Source organism: Natrialba taiwanensis DSM 12281, assembly GCF_000337595.1.
In the GTDB taxonomy this organism is placed as follows: Archaea; Halobacteriota; Halobacteria; order Halobacteriales; family Natrialbaceae; genus Natrialba; species Natrialba taiwanensis.
In genome coordinates this window covers 1-17,740 of record NZ_AOIL01000020.1, presented here as the reverse complement: position 1 = coordinate 17,740, position 17,740 = coordinate 1, and the positions used below count along the sequence as shown (strand labels likewise).

The following is a 17,740-nucleotide window of genomic DNA, read 5'->3' as shown; positions in this document are numbered from 1 at the left end:
GACGGCTTATCGGGGATATCCTTAAGCGGACAAAGATGGAGAATTCAGTACGAAGACGCGATGACCGACATCATCGATCCACGGCCGCCGCTCCCAGAGTGGATTCTGGACGCCTACGATGTCATTTGTGCCCACGGAACCGATCCTGGGAATCACGAAGGCGCACAGTCGGTTCCTCGAGAGCAGGCACGTGAGATTCTTCTCAGTGCTGATGAACTCGCGCTCGAACCTGGCGATGCGGACCATGCACTGACTCGCCTTCTCGAACGGGGTTACTTCTATGCAGTCGACGACGAACTCCGTGTGACGACACCAGAGCACTGAGCTGTGATTTTTAATCGCCATATTCAGTACTTATGTGAATTTACAGAGTATCTTGCAATAGACAGTCTTATCTAGCAATCTATTCTAGATCAGGTATGTACGATCTTACCGGCTTTCAGCGAGATTTGCTGTACGTAATTGCCGGACAGGATGACCCACACGGACTCGCAATCAAGGATGAACTCGAAGCCTACTACGAAACGAAAATTAACCACGGACGTCTCTATCCGAACCTCGATACACTCGTCGACAAAGGCCTCGTCGAGAAGGGCCAAAAAGATCGCCGAACAAACGTCTACTCAGCCTCGCGTCGCGGAACTCGTGAAATCGAGGCACGACGTGAGTGGGAAAATCAGTATATCGATCTCGACTAACGAATTGGCTTCTGTGAATAGTTGGTTGGGAGACACTCATCTCTACTGAAAATTCATTATTTGGACACTGTCTAGTTGAGCCAGTTTGAGAACCGAGCAGGCCGCTGGGTGATTTGACTAGGATGCTCGCAGACCTGCTCAGCGAGAGCTCCGAAGCGGATCTAGAAGAATCTTGGGAGAACGAGCGGACGGTGAACGCTCTGACGGGCGTTCGCTATCCGTCTCCATCAGACTGGTTGCTCACTTCGAGAGACAACAGCGATTCTCGCTGAACGAGGCGTTGAACGCTCTCACGGAGCGGTCGGGAACTGGGTACATGGGCTGGCTGACAGCGGACGCGACCTGCCAACAGCGTCGCCGTCGCGGGTCGCTGTCGACGAGACCGCTGTCATGATTAATGGCGAGTGGTCTTGGCTATACGCTGCAATAGACATTGAGACAAAGGTGATTCTTGATGTCGCGTTGTTTGGGCGGCATGGAACCGATCCTGCGGCTGCATTCCTGCATGGACTCCGTGAGAAACACGATCTTTCAGATGCTGAGTTTCTTGTCGATCAATTCGGTTATCGGACTGTCCTTGCTCGCTTAGGACTGAGCGGTCGGGTCAATTATACCGACTGAAACCTCATTGAAAAGTAGTCTCACATGCTCAAAATGTGTGTCGACTGCTTCCATAACTCGTGGGTAGACAGTCGGACAAGCGTCCGCAGATGGCTTGAACAGTACGGGCATTATTACAACCATTACAGACTGCACCATGCTCTCGATGGAAACACACCAGTCGAGGAGTTCTGCACTAGACAGTGCCGTAGTGTATAAACCATCAGATGTTACGGATATAATCAGAGCCAGTCTACGAATTCGTGAGGATTCGTACATCGGACTGCGTGACGAGGACACGAAACTCTCCGACCGAGAATCTAATCTCGAGGTCATCGTTCGCCGAGTCCACGAGTTGCTCGAGTGCTTCGACGTCGATCACCCGTTGCAGTTGGTACTCGTCACGATCGAGTCCCTCCGTTTCGAGCGCGTCGACGATTTCGAAGAGGAGGTGCCGATTACTCATCTGTGATCTCCTCGTCAACGACACCAATAATCTCCGCAGCGGTCGAACTGATCCGCTCGAGTCGGTCGAGGATGGCCTCTGGCTCTTCGCCCTGCCACGTAGCAAGGTAGAACGCCGACCCACTCGTGTCCAGCCCGAAATACCGACCGACAATGTACCCCACGGCTTCGGCCTCGAGTTCGCGTTTCGAGCGTTCGGTCTCGTCGTCGACGTCACCGTGCAAGAGTGCGTGGGCGTACTCGTGGATGGTCGTTACAGCAAGGTCGGCACTGTTCTCACGATCGCGGACCTCGATCAGTGGTCGCTCCGCAGGAGAGCGGTACTGACACACGCCTCTGGCGTTACCGTGAGGCCACTCCGTTGGAGAAACGACCTTGGCTTCCACTTCAAGCATCGAAGCTCCCTGGAGGAGCGCTGGCACCAGTTCGTCGGCCTCCCCGGTCGCCTCCGTTTCGAGTTCGGGAAGTGACTCTCCCTTCGTCTGAGAAATATCGAAGACTGGCGCTGGCCGAAAGCCGACAAGTCCTTTCGACCAGTCTTCAGGTGATGTTTCGTCGTACTCACAATCGCTTCGATCGTGGTACGACGGTGAGTCCTCACACTCGGGGCACTGCTTTGCGATGATCGGTGCCCAGATCCAAATCGCGCTCTCGCCTTCTTTGACATGCCGGTCGCACTCGTTTTGCCACGTCCGATAGCCGGCGACGCGGGTCGCATTTGGATACTGGCGATTGATCAGCAGCGTATTTCGATGTGAATAGTCGTGAAAGCGACTCTGTACATCGAGCCACCTCTGGAACTGATCACTCGAGACTGCATCGTCAACCTCGTCGACGAGGTCTTCGACCCAGGTTTCCATCGTGCTGTGCATCTCGTCACGTCTGGTGTCCGAATTACTGAAGGACACCTGCGAACAGTCGCTCGTAGTCATCGTTTGTGACGACGGACGCTCCGTTCTGGAACGCCTCTCACCCCTCAGGGGGAGAAAAACACACTCGACGGGGGAGCTCGAGTAGCGCCGTTACAGGTGTCTCGAATTTGAGAGATGTCCGATGGCAAAGAAGATGTTTGCATCGACAAAGACATCCTGATCAGAAGAGAGTAGATTTCCTCGGCTCATTCAACGACCTCATTCGGGAGAATCCGACTCTGTCGGAGCACCGTCTACCTCATCAAGGGAAGGAAGATCCATCTGATCATGGACATCCGGAAACAGATGCTCGAAGAACGGATCGTGCGTTCGGCCAACAGTCAGCGCTGGTTTGAGCGCGTAGATGATCATCATCGCTTCGGTGTCGCGAACGTCGATATCGGTCGCGACCATCCGCTGGGTCGTCTTCCCAGCAAAGTGCAGCCCTGCACCTCGCAGCGCAGCGACGAGTTTGCCAGCACCGTAGCGGTCCATGAAATACTCGACATCCTCGTCAACTTCCTGGAGTGCAAGTGCGTGCAGGACCGTCGGCGTGATGACGATGGGAACGTACTGCTCGACGATGATGATCGGATCGGCCGTCAGCTGCTGGGGACGTGTCGAGTCATCTCGATCGATGAGACCTAGGTCGACCAGTTGGTCGACGTACTCGTAGGTCGTCGATTTCGACAGCTCGAGTTCATCCATGATCTCTGGCGGCGAAACGGGACCCCAATAGCAGACGTAAACGTAGACACGAGCCAGCGCTGGCTGATTGAGAAGTTGAACGACCGTCTCGAGTCTGGGCGCGTTCTGGGCAAGCGCCGCCGGATCGAGCGTCTCTTCGTCCATGATGTCTGTCGGTGGTGGATCCAACGCGTCAATCCCACCGTCAGCACGAATGCGATCCATATCGGTCATACCTGTTTGTTCGAAGTCTATGTACTTCAGACTACCGCTGGTTCTTCTCACTAGGCTCAAGCGATCGTCTTCATGCCATTGAGTCGTTCGTCGTAGTAGCGTTTGATGAACGTCTCACTAACGGTACCAGCTGCGACGTACTGTCTCTGTTTGATACCCCAGACGTTCGAGAGCCGATACTCAGTCCCGACGTCGCGTATATGAGTCCGATGAGGACACACTCGACGAATAAAATGAGTGACGCTCGACTCTGATCGGTTGGAACGTGTAACTCGAGGGCAGCCAGGGTGGCTTGGAAGGATGTCGGTTGGCTAATACTCGATCAATACCACGGTCTCGTGGGTGGTGTCACTCAGAAGTCATACGCTATCTCGAAACGGTTCGACCGCCCCGCATCCATTTCGGGGATGAAAAACACGATATTACAGTCGCGACGGTATCGGTAGATCGTCGCTCTATTTCTTCATTCTGAAAGGACTCACGAAACTCGTGGCAAGTACAGAACAAGGAGTTATCGGAATCACCAACAAGAATCCAATAACTGACAGAAATCCGCCGCGAGATTTGGAGTATGAGTTTAGCAAAGAAGAGGCATTCGTTCCCAGTGATCTAATTGAATTCGCGGTTTTATTGGACACAAATCAACCGGCATTCGCCGGTGTATGGGTGTGTCAGTTCAAAACACTTATTATACGGTTGTGGGTTCAACCGGTATGGAAACTACTCCGCTATCGTCAGAAGATGAAGCCCTCATCGAGCAAGTCATGAGGACGAACGAGCGGACGTTCGATCCGGAGTTCTTCGACGGGGCACACATTGTCACGGCTGGAGTTCAGATGGCGGACGGCTCGGTGTACGAAGGTGTGAGTTTACCGGCGAGTGTCGGCCGAGCTTCGATGTGCGGGGAACCAGTCGCTGTCGGCTCCGCAATCGCCGACGGGTACAGTCACGATGACATCACCACTACTGTCGCCGTCGCATACCCGATGCCGTCTCACGATGAAAACGAAGCACGAGTCATTCCACCGTGTGGGAGCTGCCGAGAACTGCTGGCGGACTATAACGAAAAGATGCGCGTCATTGTCCCTTCTGGCGGAGAAAACCGAATCGTGAAAGCTATCGATCTCCTCCCAACCCGAACATGGTGACTGAAAAAACTGCAAGACTCGCACCCTAATTCCTGTATGGCGAAGAAAACATTCTTTGCAACTGGTATGATGAGTAGCGCTCAGTAGGCACATGTAGTGTACAGTAGATTCACGCGAACATACATATAAAGAAGAATATTTCAACAGATCTTCTGAATCCGAATCAGGGATAGTTACGTGTCTATATACTGACTCTCCCATTCTCGTCGGTCCTCAATCTCATCTGATCCGGCATCGGTGATAGCGTAGTAATTCGTGCGGCGATCGAGTTGCCCTTTCTCGACTAACTCCTTATTGACGAGTGTATCGAGGTTCGGGTAGAGCCGACCGTGATTGATCTCAGCGCTGTAATACCCCTCGATTTCTTCCTTCACGTCTTGACCGGATGGTTGGTCGGCACCGACAATCACATACAGCAAATCTCGCTGGAAGCCAGTGAGGTCGTTCATTGTATGTGAGTCATCAACGAACCTGTATTTGACTTATTTCCATATCTGAATTGTATGTGTATACTGTATGACGATCTGGTCTCTGTTACTATCTGGGTGCATTTGTGACCAGTTCGACAAGATTCGTTCCTTCTGAAATTCTATTCTTCAGATCCATTTGGTCGTGGAACAGTCGTATACTACAGATGTGAGTAGCCTATGCCCACCACACTAAGTGTGAACTACTGTGAATCCACAGATCGTTCGAGAGTTTTGAGACCAAGATAGACGACTGCTATGAGGGCCAATCATTCTTCAATCGTCTGCTGAATAAGCCCCATCTCGCTTTCGAACACTCTCTACGCGCAAGATGTGTTCTTTTGATCGGAGGCGACATCCCAGTCGATAGGGCCCCACTCGTAACTTCTTGTACGGTGAATTAGTCAATGGCTCAAGGAAGTCAGTTGGCTCGCGCCACTCCGAGGAAATAACATCATCAAGCTTCGCGATGATTCGATCCTGTGTTTCAGCAGGTAACTGCGCAAGTTGGTCTTCCGCTCGAGACGAAAATACCCAATCCCACTCGTCTTCACTCGTCGTCGGTCCCATATGCTGCTTTAATCTCCTCGCTCGAGCGGCTTTCACCGTCATCAAACTGAGCCTCGCTGATTGCAAGGTCCTTCCAGAATCCAGCACCCTCTGGATGGTTTACTGACTCTCGCAGTGCATAGCGGATAAACTCACTTCGACTGTTGAATCCTCGCTCGCGCCATGTCTCATCGACGACTTCACGGAATGACTGGGAAATCCGAAGGTTGATTCGTTCAATCTCCGGATCACCATTGTTGGTTTCAGCTTCAGACATACGCTTGTACGTTCGTAGCACACACATAAAACAGTACCGTCGAGGGTGCTGGAATCGGATTATGTCTATAATTCTCAATCGATCCGTACAACCACGCAATGCGTTGTTCGTCCCTTTGATTAGTCGCAGTCATTGTTGAATACCTCACCCCTTCGGGGAGACGATAAACTCGGCGGAGAGCTTTAGAATAAGCCTCAATTGTCGCCACCGGCAAACCGCCGTACACGGCCCCAGATCGAGTTGTCTTCATCAGCACTTGTCTCATCCATCTCGGGGTTCGAAGTCTGTTCACGACGCTCGAGTGTCTCCTGACAGTCTCTAAGTTGCTCTCGAAGTAATTCGTTGGTCGCTTCGAGTTCGTCGATACGGTCGTCTTTCTCCTTGAGAGTTGCCTCGAGGTCATCGACGCGGTCGGACAACAGCCGATTTTTCTCGACTAGATACGCATGATTCTTCGCTGGCTCGTCACGGTCGCCGGTAGTTGGCGACTCGCTCTCTCTGGAACTCGCTTCACTCGAGTCGTCTCGAGCATCCGGATCGTAAAACTCGGAGGTGTTCGCAATCGCTCGTTCGATGGTCTTATCGCCGTACGTCGACCCATCGGCGTAGTGGACGTCGTCCCACTTCTCCCGGAGAATGCCTGATTGGCGGAAGAGTCGATCTACTCGAGTGTGATCGCCTCCGGTCCAGAAGGCCAGCAGACAGCACAGCGCCATATCGGCTTCTGACTGGCTCTCGTACCCTGCCGTGTTCCCCTTCCAAAGACGCTCGAACTTTGATCCGTTCGATGCATTTCGCGCTTTTTCGAGTAACTCCTCATCCTCGAGGTCAACGTCGATATCGACTGTCTTGTCCGTCGAAACCTGCTCGCTAGTCACGCCACGATTCTCGGATTCGGATTTTGCGCCAGTATCAGTGCCCTGGACGTACTCCCGGTGAATCGCTTCGAGTGCATCCTGTCGACGAGCAACGCGACCAGGTGTCTCCTCGAGGTGATCGCCGGTCACAGTGAAAAACCGAGCAGTATCGTACAGTTCGATAGTTCCACGTCGATTCCGTCCATCCGGGAGCTCTCCCTCGATAAGCACATGGAAGCCAATTCCCGAGGGAGAAATCTCCGTATAGGAGTCAAGTCGTGCGATAATATCTTGCGCTCTGTCGTCGACATCCCCAGTCTCCGGGTCTCGGCAGTCATCAAGGTCTACGCCGACGATGGGATCGTCGTCGGTAAACACGAACCCGACGCCATCCGCATCTCCCGAATCGGCGTACTTGAGCGCGATTTCGACCGATGTCCATGTGTCCGGATCCGTCGAGGAGGCAAACTCACCACTGCCTGGTGTCACCGGAATCTTTGTTGGTTTCCCATCCCGAGATTCTTCTCGCCAGCACACCCACTGGTTACGCTCACGTAACTGCTCAGGGAGCATCGAGATCGTGCTTTCAGACATCGCCGATCCGCCCCCTACTGCGCGTTCATTTGGTCCCATACTATTCACCAGTATGCTGATAAATATGCCATAGGCTGGTAGACTGTTCGTGACCCTGTCCAACGGATGCAACCCGTTGTATACTAGTTGGTTTTGGGGTGGGTTTTACCCTGAATATCGCCTCCGTACTGCGGTTTTGCCCTGAACATTTTTCAATTCCTTGACCTGAACAGAGAATTTGCCCTGAACAAATCCGACTATACGGCAGATAATGCCAGATATACCGGTTGACAATTGTATTTCGGAATCTGGGCTGTGGAGGCGAGATTTTCAGCGGTCCACGTGTCTGAATTATATTCATCGTTCTGATAGGATCTCTCACTCAAGGAACTCTGATCCATCACTGGTCAGATCGATACCGGTGTAGACAGTCACCAGATCGTCGCCGTCTCTGGCCCGATTATCCTCATAGTCGACGACGTTCGAAAGCTTCCGACCGAACCAGCTCGCGTTTGTCCCATCAATATCGTGCTTGTCGGTCCAACTCGAGTATGCCTGAAACAGCGTTGCCTTCGGTATCTGTGCTCCCCCACCCTCCCTGATGTACATCGCTGCAAACGCTTCGATACCATCACTATCTGGGTCAATCTCTACTGACTCCTCTACCGACGAATCCGCTCCTACTGATGGGAACGACCCCGATGCTTGGGGAAGTTTATCCGAAGAAGTATCCAGCCATAACTCTCCAGTGTCCAATGATACAGGCAACTCGTGTGTCTCGCCTTGTTGGAAGAATACAGGGCCTCCATCCGTGGGATGGATCAGGATTAGATAGCTATCACGCGAATAATCCGGATCTGGCAGGTCGACAGTGGGACGAAACGGCCGTTTGACCGGCGTCCACTCCTCCTCAAAGTCGTCTCTCGAGTCGTAGACCTGGTTTTCTCCAGCCTCGTAAACAGTATACTGGCCGGTTTCTCGATCATGGCTATAGTAGGCTGGCACACTGTCTTTCGAGAGTGAGCCCTCCTCTGGAACGCGGGCGAACGTTGTCTCACCGTCCGAAAGGACAAGTTCACCGTTCTCTCGTGTCCAAACAGTTCGATTCGTCTCAGACGTACTAGGTCGAACCGCAGTGACGCCACCATGAGCCGTTGCACCACCACTGAAGGTTACGACCTCGTCGCAGTTGTAGAACTGTTCAGTACCATCGGCTCGTTCCTGCAGCGGTGGCGAGAGAATATTCTCAACTCGAGTCGCCCACTCTGTCTTGGAGTCACCAGGACGGACAACGAATATCGGAATCCGATCCGCTTCGTAGGCTCGCTTGAGATTCTGCAAGACCTTGACCGGTCGGTCCGGCGTCGTCGTCTCAGCTTCGATGTTGAACACGACGTCATGATCGGGGTGCGTTGCGATTGCGTCGGGCCGCTCGCTTCCATCCTGCTCGAGGATTTCGACACTGAACCCACGTTCGGTGAGTGCTGTTTCCGTTTCGAGGAGGAGTGCATCGTGACTCGAGCCACCGGCTGATCGAACAGTACCTGTCTCGGGTTCGACCAGTGTTTCTCCATCCTCAGTGAGCCGAACCACGATCTCATCGCTTTGCAACGTAACCTCGAGCAACCGAGATTCCTCACGAACGTCAGGCAAGTCTTCGGGTACAACGTCGATTTCAGGCTCAGTATTCTCAAGACGGGCCGCGAGTTCCTCGTCGACGGCAGTGACATCGACCCAGCCGTTTTCCGCCCGTACACTTTCCCGGATTTGGACTGCACGAACGGCTTTCGCCATCGTCTCCTCGAGAATCTTCGTGGGGTTGGCTGCCTCGTTCGAATCGCTATAAATGAGATCGTTCAGGATTTCAGCGTCCGTCAGCGGATCAGTCCCATACCGCTCGAGACTCTGTTCGATGATCTGATCGACAGCATCCGTCCCTCGAAGGGGCGGGTACGGCGGAAACGTCCGAATCAAAACGGGCTCAGAGTAACGTCCACCCGAGAGGGGGATCCGTGTCCAAACTTTGAACTGGTCGGTAGTGATGAGGTCTTCGGCCGTGTAATCACGGAAGCGTTTCATCAACAATTCGGCATCGTCGCTGTCGTTGACTGAAAATGTGAGGAGATTGTCACAGTTATTCTGCATCGCTTTTAGCGTATCTTCGTCGAACTGCGAGGGATACTGTGAGGCAAGAGTCACCGACAACCGCATCGACCGAGCACGGGCTAGCATCGACTCGATATCGAGATTGTCGCTGGCGATGTCGTCGAACTCGTCACAGAGAACGAAGTAGGGGTCTGGATCAGTATCCAGTTCGTATGAACGGCGCTGAATAGCACTCCAGAGATTCCGCATCACACCCAGTGTGACCATCTTCTTGATGTCCGTATTCTCGATGGGCGTTCGAACGATCACAATCCGATCGTTCTCAATGATATCGCGGAAGTTGATCGTACTCTCCCGGTGAGCGATAATCCGGCGAATCACCGAGTTCTCGACCCAAGACTTGATCCGTTTCAGGAGCGGACGAACCGTCTCTTCTTCCATGTTCGCAATCTCGAGACAGAACTCTCGGATATAGGGGTCCTCGACATCGAGTGCGAAGTCTTCGCGACGGTCGGCATTCAATAGAATGAAGTACATATCGATGACCGAAAACGGCTGCTCGGATTTCATCATTGCTCGAGCCATCGACTCGGTGATCGCCTCCATATTAATGCCCCAGTAGTCGGACGTATCGAAGACTGCTTTCAGGTTCTCGACCCGGTTTTCGATCTCGTTCTCGAGTTCCTCAGTCGTCTCGCATTTGGGTACTTCGAGGAAATTCATCCCAACGGTGTTCTCGTGGGTGGTCGACCCGGGCTCGATCCAGACCACGTCCTCAAGGCGATGTTCGGGGAGCATCCGAAGGAGTTCCCGAGAATCACGACCTTTTGGATCGAAGTAGGTGAAGCCGTATCCCGAATACGCCCACTGCACCATCATATTCAGGAGTTCGGTCGTTTTTCCATAGCCGGTCGTCCCAGCGATCCAGTTGTGCCGAAAGAGTGAGTCAAATCGGAGCGGTGCCTCACGAAACCCAGTCTGGGGATCCTCCGTGTAGCCGACCCAGAGTGGGGAAGGTGCGTTGTACATCCCGGCTTCGAACATTTCGCGAACGAATGGACCTGCAACCGTTCCTTCGTCGGCCGTTTCCGCGAGGATCGGCTTGCCACCGATACGGATCGTGTTTTGGTCGACGATCTGGTATTGTTCACCAGCGGCTGATTGCTGGTCAGACGACAACCGAGTGCTATTCGTGACATCAGTCTGGTCGTCACCAGTTGAGGACATAACCTCATCATCGGATACCTCGTCTGCTGACGTGTGCTCACTGTTCTGATCGCTACTCGAATCCTCCCCACTGTGTCTGAAGAACCGATCAAATACCATCAAATCCCTCCTGATCACGAGTAGAGCCATCAATGGAGACTGCTGCCTCATCAGGAACACCGGATGTCTGCCCACCAGCCGGCAACTCATCCGCGTCGTATCGAGATCCATCCGATGGGAGTCGATCGCCACGCTGCGTGTATCGCCAGTCAATCTTCGGCGTCTCAATCTCTGCGTTGGGGATGTGTGCGACGCCGGCGAGTTCGTCAACGGTCATGATCATACGGCGATCGATCCACTCGCGATCGCGCATACGATGGAGGAATCGTCGAAGTCGTTCAGCCCGTTTCCGCTCTTTGCGATGCCAGACCGGATTATCGTCGAGTCCCTGTTCCGTAATCGCGTTGTAGTACTTCCTAAACATTCCCGCGACACCGCGGGCTCGAGCCTCAGCTTCGGCCTGTTCACTCGAGGCCGCCAATACGCGAATATTCACGTGGAACGCCTGTTGCCCGCGTTGCTGTTCGATCGTTTTCGCGGCCTGCTTGTCCTTCTCACTTGCCGGTCGTGTCCGGGGATTGAGCCACCCGACAGAAGTTCCTTGCCGAAGTGCGTGCGCGAGTTCGTCGACGCTGTTGTGCTTGAACCGATCACCGTCAGTCCAGGACTGCTTCGCCGGACGGAAGACGACCTGCGTGACGACCGTACTCTCGTCGAGCGACAGCATTTCGCTCGTGATCTCGCCGTAGGGATCCGTCTCGAAGCCTTCGCTATTGTGATGGCGGATGGGGTAGTAGGGAATTTTCTCCATTTCGAGCCATGCACCGGCGACGTACTCGTCAGAGCCGATAACGGGGAACGCATAGCCTTCCTCGACAGGGAAGATCTCACTGTTAGCGTAGTTGTTGCCGACACGTCGGCGGAACTTGTCTGCGGCTGCCTCAGTAGCAGCATGCATATAGAACGAGATCTTGCCCTCATCGAACCAGACTTCGAACGAATGGTGGTCACTCGTGTTCTTCCCACGGAAACTCGTCGTCACGTCGTGGACTGACTGGAGAACGCCGGCCCCATCCACGACGCCGTCGTTCTCTTTGTAAGGGCGGATTCGCAAGAGTAGTCCCGGCGTGTCTGCCTGCTGCTGGACGAACGATTCCTCCTCTCCGAATTCGAGTTGCGTTGCCTCGTACTGGGGCGACGAATCGAGTATCTTCGTGAAACGATTGAGCGTAGTCATGGTCTTAGTTGTCATACTCCGCCTCAGTGGTGAGCTGATCGAGAGCTGACTCTCCGCCATCGGTCTGGATCGGTGCCTCCTCGGTGTCTGTATCCGTCTCGAGAGCCTGTTTGACGACTGCATCAAGGACTTCCGTCTTGGTGAGGTCCTCCTCAAGGAGTTTGCTTGCCGTCTCGGCGGTGATGTCAAGGCGGGTCGCAAGCGAGTTACGCTGTGCTTCGGTCTCGACGAACTCTTCGAAAGCGAGCAGCTCCGCTGACTCGTCGTTCATCGCCTGTTGAATGAAGGCCTGGTCCTCAGGTTCGTAATCGATAACCCGCTTCTCGAACTCGTCGGCGACGACATGCAGCGGGTACGTGCCGTGTTCTTCAACGCGGACGAGTGACTGACTATAGCCGAGATCTTCCTTTCCGGCGTCAGCCCCTCTGACGTACCGGCGTTGCTCTTCTGTGAGCCCGATTTTATCCGCTGTCCGATCATCTAGGTCAGGAAGCTTGTGGAATACCTTGATCGGACACATGCCGATAATCTTCTCCGCCTGTTCGGTCTCGTAGAACTCTTGGGCCGTCTGCGAGAGGAGTACCATTCGAAGGCCGGCGTGGCGCTGGTGACGGAACGCCGTCTCGAGGAAGTCGAGGTTTGCCTGATCTTCGAAGAGATAGTGAGCTTCATCGATCGCGAGTTCAACGTTCCGTTGGGTGTTCTTTGCCTGCTGATAGATCGTCGACAGAAGCAGTTGCATTAGGAACGTCTGGCGGTCGATCCCCGAGGCGCTCCCCTCGATCTGGCCGAGGTCGATGTAGACAACCTTGTTGTCGCCTTCCAGGATATCGATCTCCGAGTGATGGGAGAGGTTTTCGTAGGCTCCACCCTCTCGAAACGGCTGGAACGCAATCGCGAGTTCATCGGCGTACTGGGCGGCACGTTCGCGGGCGGATTCGGATGCTGCGATATTGTGCTCGTCTGGGTTCTCGGCGATATCGCAGAGGATTCGATGGACGTCCTGCATCGTCGGCGAGTTTGCCGACGTGTGCGTCGAGACATCGTCTTCGACGATACCTGCTTGCCGGTAAGCCTCATCAATGACATACGAGAGGACGCCAGTCTCAGTCCCGAGGTCGATATCACGAGCATCGAGAAAGTTCTCGAGGACAGCGTAGACCTCGTCTTTCTTCGCCGAGAGGGGAGAGATCCCTTCACCCGAGTCAAGAACGTGCTGGGGCGTTTCACGGATCTCGAGTGGATTCAGTTTCGTATCGCCACCAACGGTGATCGTCTTCGCGTTCAGGGCATCTGCAATGCCGCGGAAGCCGCCAACCGGATCGACGAGAACGAGCATCGTGTCGTGACGGCGCTTCATCATTCGAAGGTGACGCATGATCCCGCCGAACGTTTTCCCGGCACCCGGCATTCCGACGACGAGTTCACTGTGCCCGGTGTCGAGTTCCCACGGATTGATGCGGACAGGCGAGCCGTTGTGTCCGTGATAGCCGTACTCGATACCGTCGTCCATCATCAGGTAGTTCGACGAGAAGGGGAACATCGCGCCGATCGCCTGATTCGTGAGCGTCGACATCCGATCACGTCCCAGTTCGTTCGTTCCAAGCGGCGACACTGTTGCAAGCCCATGTTCCTGCCACCGACTCGCAACCTTGAGGGTACAGTTTGCCGGCGCGTCTTTGATGATCGACCGCAAGCGGGTTGTCTGATTGTCGAGTGCCTGCTCGCTCTCAGCGGCGAGTCGGATGAACACGCCACCGCGGTAGAACGACGCTTTGTTCGCGCGAACGAGTGACCGCATGTACTTCGCTTGGTCGATATCCTCCTGCAGATCCTCGGCTTTGAGGCTGTTCGAGTCGTGCTGATTGATCTTCAAATCCGAAATCCAGTCTGCCATCATATCCTGGGCTGACTGGCTATCGAACGGATCGAGGTGGATGCTGATATCCGTCTGGAGATCGGTTTCGAGCAATAGTCGTTCGAGGAGTCCATCCGCTGGCTCCTCGGGGAACTGTTCGATCCAGAACGTTCGAACGTACGTCTCGTCGTTGATCACAGCGTAAGTCGTCTCCCAGTCGACTGTTGACGGCGCAATAACCGACTGATGCATCGTCGACGTATCTGGTAATCGATCAGCAGCAGGAGCAGATGGAGTGTCAGTATCCTCGTTAGCGGCCCCTTCATGGGAATCTGAATCCGTGTTGGCTGTACTGTCCCGTTCAGCCATTGCCTCAAGGACAGCATCGGGATCGGGTGTCGCCGGCACACCGTCGCTAATTCCGTGGGAGACGACCGGGAACGTCCCCAGAGCCTCGGCGATGTTAGCGTAGTCTTCCGATCGACATGTCCAGTACTCCTTCGTGATCCGAGTGAGATCGTATGCATCCACAGGGCTGATCGTACACCGGTAGAGTGACGATCCGCCACGACGCAGCTGTGCAAGTCGAGATTCGAGTTGTTCCTCTTTGAGTTGCTCACGCTCGGATTCAGTCAGATCATCGGTCTGAAAGCGACCGAAGAACCGTCCGAGAATAGGGACATTGGCGAGATACGCGAGGACGCTGTCGCTGGTTTCGTCGAACTGGTCGATATCGTCGTCAGTGACAGCAGTGATGAGATAATACTCCCGGATCGTGGTTGTTTCGGCGTCGATGTCCCCGTTGTCGGTTGTGTTTGCAGAAACGTACTCCGAGAGGAGTCGTTTCAACACTGGGCGAGAGCGGACATCAGCATCACCAAGTCGATCACGATGTGCACGGACGACATCGTCCTCGGCGACCTCTCGACTAGTAACGTAGATCTTTACCGGGAAGTCGACCGTCGAGTTGGCGAACTCTGAGAAGGACTGGACAGCCTTCGCCCATGCATCGTCGTCTTCGAGAGCCATGTTCGCTGGCTCGACTTTCATCGCTCCGACGAGTGCACCATCCGTTCGTTCCAGAGCGTGGGGATAGACTCGCTGTAGGCGAGTTAAATACCGGACTTCACTGCTGTCCGCATCGCCGTGAGTGTATTCTTTGTTCTTGATCGCCCAGCCAAAGCGAGCGGCAAGCCACTCTGTAAGCCAGAGATATCTCGGTTTCACCTTATGCAGCAAGAACAGCACTGTTGTGACCATCGTCCCAAACCCTAATACTGGGATTGTCAGTGCCGCTGGAACGAACGTTGCTGCAACGACGGTGACGAAGGCCACCGCGAGAAATAGCATGAGTTCGCCAATCGTGTAACCTCGAAAGAAGGCTGTTGTGCCGCCGAGTGATTGGTGGATTTTTCGGGCGTTATACTCGCCGTCAGCTGTATTCGTACTCACGAGTATCACCACCGTGAGACCTTTCGCTTCGTATTTTTGAGTCCACGTTTCGTTCGAGTCGAGACCTTCTGTGTCGCTTTTCGAGCGTCATCGGTAGCCTTATCGCGCATTCGGCCCGTCTTCGACTTCCGAAGGTTGTTGTAGCGGCCAGCATGGGTCTTTGTCGAGCGAGCGGATGCACCGACCTTGTATGCCTTCGAACCGCTACTCCCGATCGTGGTTTGTCCGCTCTTCGTGACTGCGCCAATCTTGTTGTCTGCGTATCCTCGGTGGACATTTCGGGCGCCACGGACGGTCTTTCCAGAAGCGCGTTTCGCCTTTGCCGCTCCTGATGCAGCTGCGCCAGGATTCGTCGCAGACACACCTTTCTGAGCGATGGTCCGCATTGCTGGGCTGCTCCAGTAGACTGTCATGAGCATCGCGATAATCGCTGCTGGGATCAAGGCTAATCCAATGAATAGCGAAAAAAGCCCCTTGACAGAGGTTTCAAGACCACCGACCTCCCACCCAATTCGGAAAAGGATAGCTGGAGGAATGCCAGCAAGTACGAGTCCAGGATAGATTCCAGCAGCTCGACGGGCCATGTTTGCTGCTGGGCTAAATGGCCAGACTTCCATTGACCAGAGAACGCCCAGCAATGGCATTATCGGTGTTAATACACAGAGCGAAATCCAGCGAAGTGCAACTATGAACCCAGCAACTACCAAGAAGAAATTCGATATGACAACCATCGCAAGAACAGCAAACGTGCCTCCGAGAGAGGATTGAATAAGCCCCCCGAGCCCCGCAGACATCTCGTCGGTTGGAGCGATCGTGAGCCCCACTGCATCGATGAATTGCAAGGGAATAGATACGAGTGGGAACCAGACGAATGTTCCCATGAATACGAGACCAAGCCGTCGGAGGAGTTGCTTTCGTCGATACTCGCTCATCGATCCCGCTCGGAGACCAACGAATGCAAAAGCGATGACCGACATCATGATTGCCAGCGGCATAATGTACGAGAGGTATACATCCTGGTACAGACTCTCCCACGGCGCATTATCTGGGGCACCAACAACCATGTATCCAGAATCTGACTTCGGAGTCGGGACGCCGACAATAGGACCTAAGATTGCCTCATAGATATTATTAATAAGGCCGAGAAGAGCATCAGTGAAATCCTCAATGACATTCTCAATTGCGTTTTCAACTTCTTCTTGCAGCCATGCCATTTAATTCTCACCCTCGCTAGATGTAGATGCGTCAGCGCTGTCATTGACAATCGAGATTTCACAAGACTTGCCGTCTCCATACTGGATTTGCTGAGTATACGATGGATTTGACCCGACCTGAACAGTAGCCGTGACAGTCAATGGTTCCGTCTCGAGATCACTACAGTCAAGAGAATGCACTGCACCATTCGTTGCATAAACAGACCCCTTCGAATAGACTGTAGTTTTTCCTGGCGGCAATCGGGTTTCGTGATAATATGATTGCGACCCCTTGGACTGTAGTTTCGCGACCGGGGCTTCTGTCCACTCAAGCTCTGTGAGTAACGACGGAATTGTTCCCGTATTCTCAATTACGACCGCTGCATAGGTCTCCCAATCAGACGGCTTTGTATCCCAGTCCATATCGGGATTCTCTGCAGCCCAGAGTACATCTGTGATCGTACAATCGGCCTCGAGCGTAATCGTCGTCGTATCGATTTGTTCGTCACCCTGGAGAGCGATCAGCTTGTAGTCCCCAGTGGGAAAAGCATCTTCATAGCGACCAAGAACTTCGAACGACGTTTTGGTTTCACCGTTCTCGAGTCGTTGCTGGTTGTAGAGTTCTCCCTCAGGATCAACGAGATTGATGAACTCGATAGAGGTCTCATCGGTAACCTCGATTTCGAGGTACTCGTCGTTCATCTCAACGGCAGAGAAGACATCACTCTCTTCGACACTGAGCCCAGTTCCGTCTGTACTGTTTGTGGATGGCCCAGAAACGGGATTAGAGGTACAGCCAGCAAGCAAGGCTGTGCCAACGCCAAGGCTGGCAAGAACTGATCGGCGAGCGATACGACTCTCGTCTGGATGCGTGTCTTCTGTCATTGTTGATCTCTCAGTCCAAGGGCCGCGCCACCGGTCACATAGTCGAAGCCATAGACAGCCAGAGCAGCTGGCAAGAACCAGAGGAGTGTTACGAGAACGAACTCGACGAGTTTCTGGAACTCAGGATAGTTCGCAGGAATCTTTGCTCGATCCGATGCTGAGGAGTACAACTGCTCTGCACGCCACCAGTCTCTGGGAACGTACTGGCCATCAACGACCAGCGATGGGCGCTCTTCGAGTTCAAGAACGGCTATTCCACTGGCGTTCACAGCCGCGG

Annotated in this window: 14 protein-coding genes and 2 pseudogenes; 4 read left to right on the top strand and 12 right to left on the bottom strand. The window is 53.8% G+C overall.

The annotated features are described in order from the left end of the window. Positions 1–60 precede the first annotated feature (60 nt). From C484_RS07650 to C484_RS22175, 3 genes and pseudogenes are all read left to right on the top strand, one after another. A complete protein-coding gene (locus C484_RS07650) occupies positions 61–324 on the top strand; it encodes a hypothetical protein (RefSeq protein WP_006667351.1) in 264 nt (87 codons plus the stop codon). 95 nt (positions 325–419) lie between these two features. After that, complete coding sequence (locus C484_RS07645; RefSeq protein WP_006825375.1) at positions 420–698, top strand: PadR family transcriptional regulator; 279 nt, start codon at positions 420–422, stop codon at positions 696–698. Positions 699–820: 122 nt separating this feature from the next. Then, positions 821–1,517 (top strand): annotated as a pseudogene (locus C484_RS22175) (IS6 family transposase). A 34-nt stretch (positions 1,518–1,551) separates the two neighbouring features. Here the strand turns inward: C484_RS22175 and C484_RS07640 are convergent. From C484_RS07640 to C484_RS07630, 3 genes are all read right to left on the bottom strand, one after another. Next, positions 1,552–1,764: a HalOD1 output domain-containing protein gene (locus tag C484_RS07640; protein ID WP_006825374.1), complete on the bottom strand. Its 213-nt coding sequence runs from the start codon at positions 1,762–1,764 to the stop codon at positions 1,552–1,554. Continuing rightward, complete coding sequence (locus tag C484_RS07635) at positions 1,757–2,695, bottom strand: hypothetical protein (RefSeq protein ID WP_049915137.1); 939 nt, start codon at positions 2,693–2,695, stop codon at positions 1,757–1,759. The genes C484_RS07640 and C484_RS07635 overlap by 8 nt, the downstream gene beginning before the upstream one ends. Before the next feature lie 198 nt (positions 2,696–2,893). Beyond that, on the bottom strand, positions 2,894–3,595 hold the full coding sequence (locus tag C484_RS07630; protein ID WP_006825372.1) for a DUF7437 domain-containing protein: 702 nt from the start codon (positions 3,593–3,595) through the stop codon (positions 2,894–2,896). Between the two features lie 713 nt (positions 3,596–4,308). On the opposite strand from C484_RS07630, the gene C484_RS07625 reads away from it, so the two are divergent. After that, positions 4,309–4,743 carry a cytidine deaminase gene (locus C484_RS07625; protein ID WP_006825371.1) on the top strand — a complete coding sequence of 145 codons (435 nt, stop codon included), beginning with the start codon at positions 4,309–4,311 and terminating at the stop codon, positions 4,741–4,743. 173 nt (positions 4,744–4,916) lie between these two features. Here the strand turns inward: C484_RS07625 and C484_RS07620 are convergent, their stop codons facing one another. The 9 genes and pseudogenes from C484_RS07620 to C484_RS07580 all read right to left on the bottom strand — a co-directional run. Beyond that, on the bottom strand, positions 4,917–5,192 hold the full coding sequence (locus C484_RS07620) for a PadR family transcriptional regulator (RefSeq protein WP_006825370.1): 276 nt from the start codon (positions 5,190–5,192) through the stop codon (positions 4,917–4,919). Between the two features lie 568 nt (positions 5,193–5,760). Then, positions 5,761–6,036 carry a ribbon-helix-helix domain-containing protein gene (locus C484_RS07615; RefSeq protein WP_006825368.1) on the bottom strand — a complete coding sequence of 92 codons (276 nt, stop codon included), beginning with the start codon at positions 6,034–6,036 and terminating at the stop codon, positions 5,761–5,763. Positions 6,037–6,230: 194 nt separating this feature from the next. Next, positions 6,231–7,487 carry a phage NrS-1 polymerase family protein gene (locus C484_RS07610; protein ID WP_049915135.1) on the bottom strand — a complete coding sequence of 419 codons (1,257 nt, stop codon included), beginning with the start codon at positions 7,485–7,487 and terminating at the stop codon, positions 6,231–6,233. Positions 7,488–7,844: 357 nt separating this feature from the next. Beyond that, positions 7,845–10,898 (bottom strand): TraM recognition domain-containing protein, encoded by a 3,054-nt coding sequence (locus tag C484_RS07605; protein ID WP_049915133.1) that lies wholly within the window; start codon positions 10,896–10,898, stop codon positions 7,845–7,847. Continuing rightward, positions 10,888–12,075 carry a hypothetical protein gene (locus tag C484_RS07600; protein ID WP_006825365.1) on the bottom strand — a complete coding sequence of 396 codons (1,188 nt, stop codon included), beginning with the start codon at positions 12,073–12,075 and terminating at the stop codon, positions 10,888–10,890. The genes C484_RS07605 and C484_RS07600 overlap by 11 nt, the downstream gene beginning before the upstream one ends. A 4-nt stretch (positions 12,076–12,079) precedes the next feature. Continuing rightward, positions 12,080–15,385 carry a VirB4 family type IV secretion system protein gene (locus C484_RS07595; protein WP_049915145.1) on the bottom strand — a complete coding sequence of 1,102 codons (3,306 nt, stop codon included), beginning with the start codon at positions 15,383–15,385 and terminating at the stop codon, positions 12,080–12,082. Positions 15,386–15,390: 5 nt separating this feature from the next. Next, positions 15,391–16,599 (bottom strand): hypothetical protein, encoded by a 1,209-nt coding sequence (locus C484_RS07590; protein ID WP_006667330.1) that lies wholly within the window; start codon positions 16,597–16,599, stop codon positions 15,391–15,393. Then, a complete protein-coding gene (locus tag C484_RS07585) occupies positions 16,600–17,463 on the bottom strand; it encodes a hypothetical protein (protein ID WP_239640942.1) in 864 nt (287 codons plus the stop codon). Next, positions 17,460–17,740, bottom strand: a pseudogene (locus C484_RS07580) (hypothetical protein); the annotation flags it as partial. The gene C484_RS07585 and the pseudogene C484_RS07580, both read right to left, overlap by 4 nt.